This is a genomic window from uncultured Demequina sp. (assembly GCF_913055775.1).
GTDB lineage: Bacteria > Actinomycetota > Actinomycetes > Actinomycetales > Demequinaceae > Demequina.
Genome location: NZ_CAJXJX010000173.1, coordinates 1 through 4,117, shown reverse-complemented (window position 1 = coordinate 4,117; position 4,117 = coordinate 1). Strand labels below are relative to the sequence as shown.

The window sequence follows — 4,117 nt, the reverse complement described above, 5'->3', positions numbered from 1 at the left end:
GAGGGCGGCTTCACCCCGAGCCCGAGCCGCGCGCGGCTGTTCGACCCGTTCCAGTGGCGCCAGCGCGGGGTGCGGGCCACCGAGCGCGCGCTGATGATCCGCCGCGGCCGCCTGGTCCGCGAGATGTTCGTGGTCCCGCACGAGCGCACGCAGTCCCTCGCGATCCAGCAGGGCCCCCTGCAGCGTCGCCGGCGCCTGGCGTCCTTCACCGTGCACTCGACGCGCGGGCCGGTGCGCCCCGTCGCGGAGAACCTCGACGTGGACGATGCCGTCGCGCTGCTCGACAGCCAGACCGCCCGCGCGCGCGAGTCACGCGCCACCCAGACCCCCGAGCAGTGGATGACGGCGGTGGGCATCCGTGGCTAGGCCGGGCAGGCTCCGCGTCGGCGTGATCGGCGCGGGACGGGTGGGCGCCGTGCTGGGCGCCGCGCTCGCTCGGGCCGACCACGAGGTCGTGGCCGCCTCCGGCATCTCCGAGGAGTCCCGCACCCGCATCGAGGCGCTCCTGCCCCAGGCGCAGCACGTCGAGCCGCAGCAGGTCGTGGAGGCGGCGGAGCTGGTGCTCGTGACCGTCCCTGACGACTCGATCTACGCCGTGGTCGCCGGGCTCGCGTCGCTGGGGTCGTGGCGCTCGGGCCAGATCGTGGTCCACGCGTCCGGCCGGTACGGCACAGAGGCGCTCGCGGACGCCGCGGCGGCGGGCGCAATGCCGCTCGCGATCCACCCGGCGATGACCTTCACGGGCACGTCGCTCGACCTCGACCGGCTCGTGGACGCGCGCTTCGCGGTGTCCGCTCCCGCCCCGGTGCTGCCCATCGCTCACGCGCTGGTGGTCGAGATGGGCGGCGAGCCGGTCGACATCGCCGATGCGGACAGGCCCGCGTACCACGCGGCACTCGTGCACGGCGCGAACCACGTCGTCACGGCGGTCGCGCAGGCGAGCGCGACTCTTGCGCGCATCGGCGTGGAGGAGCCGGGACGGCTCCTCGGGCCCTTGGTGCACGCGTCCGTGGACGGCGCGATCTCGGAGGCGCCGGGCGCCGTCACCACGCTCACGGGGCCCGTGGTGCGCGGCGACGCCGGAACGGTCGCGGCCCATCTGGCCGCGCTCCAGTCGCAGCCCGAGACTCTCCAGGCGTACCGCGCCATGGCGCGAGCGACCGCGGACCTCGCGCTGTCGGGCGGGCGGATCGGCCCGGCGGCCTACGCTGACATCATCGCCACCCTGGGAGTCGACCCATGATCATCGCCCGCAATGCCGCGGAGCTGCCCGCCCGCGAGCAGGGCGCGCACCGGGCCGTCGTGATGACGATGGGAGCCCTGCACGACGGGCACCTCGCGCTCGTGCGGCGCGCGCGCGAACTCGCCGACCAGGTGGTCGTCACGATCTTCGTCAACCCGCTCCAGTTCAACGAGGCCGCGGATCTCGACCGCTACCCGCGCACGCTCGACGCCGATTGCGCGCTGCTCGAGCCGCTGGGCGTGGACGCGGTCTTCGCGCCGAGCGTCGACGAGATGTACCCCGGCGGCGCTCCGACCGTGACGGTGAGCGCGGGGGCGATCGGCGACGTGCTCGAGGGCGCGCACCGTCCTGGCCACTTCGACGGCGTGCTCACCGTGGTGCTCAAGCTGCTGCATCTCACGAGTCCCAATGTCGCGCTGTTCGGCGCGAAGGACGCGCAGCAGGTGATCGCCGTGCGCGCGATGGTCCGCGACCTCGCGGTGCCCGTGGAGATCGAGGCGGTCGGTACGGTCCGCGATCCCGACGGGCTGGCGCTGTCCTCGCGCAACGTGCACCTGTCCGCACGGGAGCGGGGCGAGGCCCTGATTCTGTCGCGTGCGCTGCTCGCGGCGGCCGAGGCCGCGAGGAATGGCGGGGCCGCGCCCGACGTTCTCGCGACGGGGCGAGCGGTGCTCGCCCAGCGGCCCCCCGCATCGGCCGTCCGGGTCGACTATCTCGAGGCGATCGATCCGCTGACGGCGATGGCCGTCGCGGAGGACTATCGTGGCGAGGCAGTGATCGCCGTGGCGGCCCGCGTGGGTGCGACGCGACTGATCGACAACGTGACCGTGACGATAGGCGAGGAGGAGTGATGACCAGCCTCCAGCGACCCATGATGATCTCCAAGATCCACCGGGCGACCGTGACCCAGGCGGACCTGCACTACGTGGGCTCGATCACCATCGACGCGGAGCTCATGGAGCACGCGGATCTGATCCCCGGGCAGCAGGTGGACGTGGTCGACGTCACCAATGGGGCGCGGCTGACCACGTACGCCATCCCCGGCGAGCCGGGCAGCGGGCAGCTGTGCATCAACGGCGCGGCGGCGCACCTGGTGAACCCGGGGGATCTGGTGATCATCATCGGCTACGGCATGCTCGCGGACGCGGAGGCGCGGACGTTCGAGCCGCATGTGGTGTTCGTGGATGGGGACAACCGCATCCTCCAGGAGTGCGACGATCCCGGAGCCGTCCCCGACGGGTATGGGCTCGAGCGCTCCGGGGTGCCGGTCCACGAGTTCCACACGCAGGGCTGGGACGCGTTCCGCCCGTCCTCTTGACCGGTGCAGCACTTTCGATAACGGCGCGCCATTATCGAAAATGGCAGGGATCGGCTCCGAGGGCTTGACCGGACAGCGCTCTCCGATATCGTTTTCTCCACAGGGGTGCGCGCAGCGTGGCGCGTGCCCCGTCCCGGACGATGGCGAGGCCCCGCCAGTGGCGACGAGATGCAACGAGACCGCAGTCGCGCCGCTGACTTGTGCCCCGATCCACCGTCACCTCTCCACGCACTCACGTCGAGTCGGAGCGTCGTGCGTCGCTCCGGCTCGCGGGCGGCACTCCCGTCAGTCCTCACCGAGGCGTTCCGACCTGCTGGTGGCACCGGCACACGGACGTGTCCGCTCCGGCTGCAATCGCGCCTCAGGCGTGTTCGCGGTGGGCCGGACGCCTCTTCCGGACTGACCTCCGCCCCGGCGCCCACCACCCCCAGGCTGGGCGCCGAGCGGCCCCGGCGCTCGTGGCGCGCCGGGGCCGCCCCATCGTCCGCGGGGACTGCGGGTCGCGCCGGTGCTGCGGAACCGGGCCCGCGCATCGGCCCCCGCCCCGCGCATCGGCCCGCTGCCCCGGCTATCGCGCCGCCCAGCGCCCTTCGTGACAGTTCTGAACCAACCCGGACGCGACACGCCGAGGTGTCCCCCGCATCGGCCCTGTCTCACCGGCGCGTCGCCGCCGGATGGGTTCAAACTGTCACGGAAGCAGGGCGGTAGGTTGACCCCATGACCCGATTCGCCCGGACTCTTGCCGCGCCCGATCCGGGGTGGACCATCGACGCGGACGTCATCGTGGTGGGCTCGGGCATCGCGGGGCTGACCGCCGCGCTCGAACTGCGCACCAAGGTCGATCGTGTGCTCGTGGTGACCAAGGGCGTGCTCAGCTCGGGCTCGACCGTGTGGGCCCAGGGCGGGATCGCCGCCGCGCTGCACCCGGAGGACACGCCCGACGAGCACCTCGAGGACACCCTCACCGCCGGAGCGGGCCTGTGCTCCGAGCGGGCGGTGCGGGCGCTCGTCACCGAGGGGCCGGCCCGGGTGCACGAGCTCGTCGCGCGCGGCGCGAACTTCGACACCGGCCCCGACGGCGGGATCACGCTCACGCGCGAGGGCGGCCATCACCGCGACCGGATCGCGCACGCGGGGGGCGACGCCACCGGGGCGGAGATCTCGCGGGCGCTCGTCGCGCAGCTCGAGGCCGTCAAGAACGACCCCGGCATCGAGGTCATCGAGCACGCGATGGTCGTTGACATCCTCACGGCCGCCCCTGGGGCCGATGGCGTTCCCGGGCCCGTGTGCGGGGTGACCCTCCACATCATCGGCGAGGGGTCGCGCGACGGCGTGGGCGCGGCGCTCGCGAAGTCGGTGATCGCCGCGACCGGCGGGATCGGCCAGGTGTTCCGGTCCTCGACAAACCCGTCCTCCGCCACCGGCGACGGGCTGGCCGCCGCGCTGCGCGCCGGCCGGCCCTCAGTGATCTGCCCGTTCATCCTGGACCAGTTCTTCTGGGGTCGGCGAGTGGCGGCGCTCGGCGCGGGCAGCGCCGCGGTCGCCCAGCAGGAGGT

At 73.3% G+C, this 4,117-nt stretch carries 5 protein-coding genes; all 5 read left to right on the top strand.

Annotated elements, in window-relative coordinates:
- Window positions 1-366, top strand: a 366-nt coding sequence (locus QZ483_RS12960) for a PH domain-containing protein (RefSeq protein WP_297084676.1), incomplete at its 5' end; no start/stop codon positions are given.
- On the top strand, window positions 359-1,243 hold the full coding sequence (locus QZ483_RS12955; protein WP_297084674.1) for a Rossmann-like and DUF2520 domain-containing protein: 885 nt from the start codon (window positions 359-361) through the stop codon (window positions 1,241-1,243). The genes QZ483_RS12960 and QZ483_RS12955, both read left to right, overlap by 8 nt.
- A complete protein-coding gene (gene panC / locus QZ483_RS12950; protein WP_297084672.1) occupies window positions 1,240-2,094 on the top strand; it encodes a pantoate--beta-alanine ligase in 855 nt (284 codons plus the stop codon). Before QZ483_RS12955 ends, panC begins: the two co-directional genes overlap by 4 nt.
- Complete coding sequence (gene panD / locus QZ483_RS12945) at window positions 2,094-2,561, top strand: aspartate 1-decarboxylase (RefSeq protein WP_297084670.1); 468 nt, start codon at window positions 2,094-2,096, stop codon at window positions 2,559-2,561. The genes panC and panD overlap by 1 nt, the downstream gene beginning before the upstream one ends.
- Window positions 2,562-3,278: 717 nt before the next feature.
- The coding region (locus QZ483_RS12940; RefSeq protein ID WP_297084668.1) for an FAD-dependent oxidoreductase at window positions 3,279-4,117 on the top strand (839 nt) is incomplete at its 3' end.

Coding starts and splice junctions, on each gene's coding strand:
- panC (WP_297084672.1), top strand. CDS start 1,240: ATGATCATCGCCCGCAATGCCGCGGAGCTGCCCGCCCGCGAGCAGGGC.
- panD (WP_297084670.1), top strand. CDS start 2,094: ATGACCAGCCTCCAGCGACCCATGATGATCTCCAAGATCCACCGGGCG.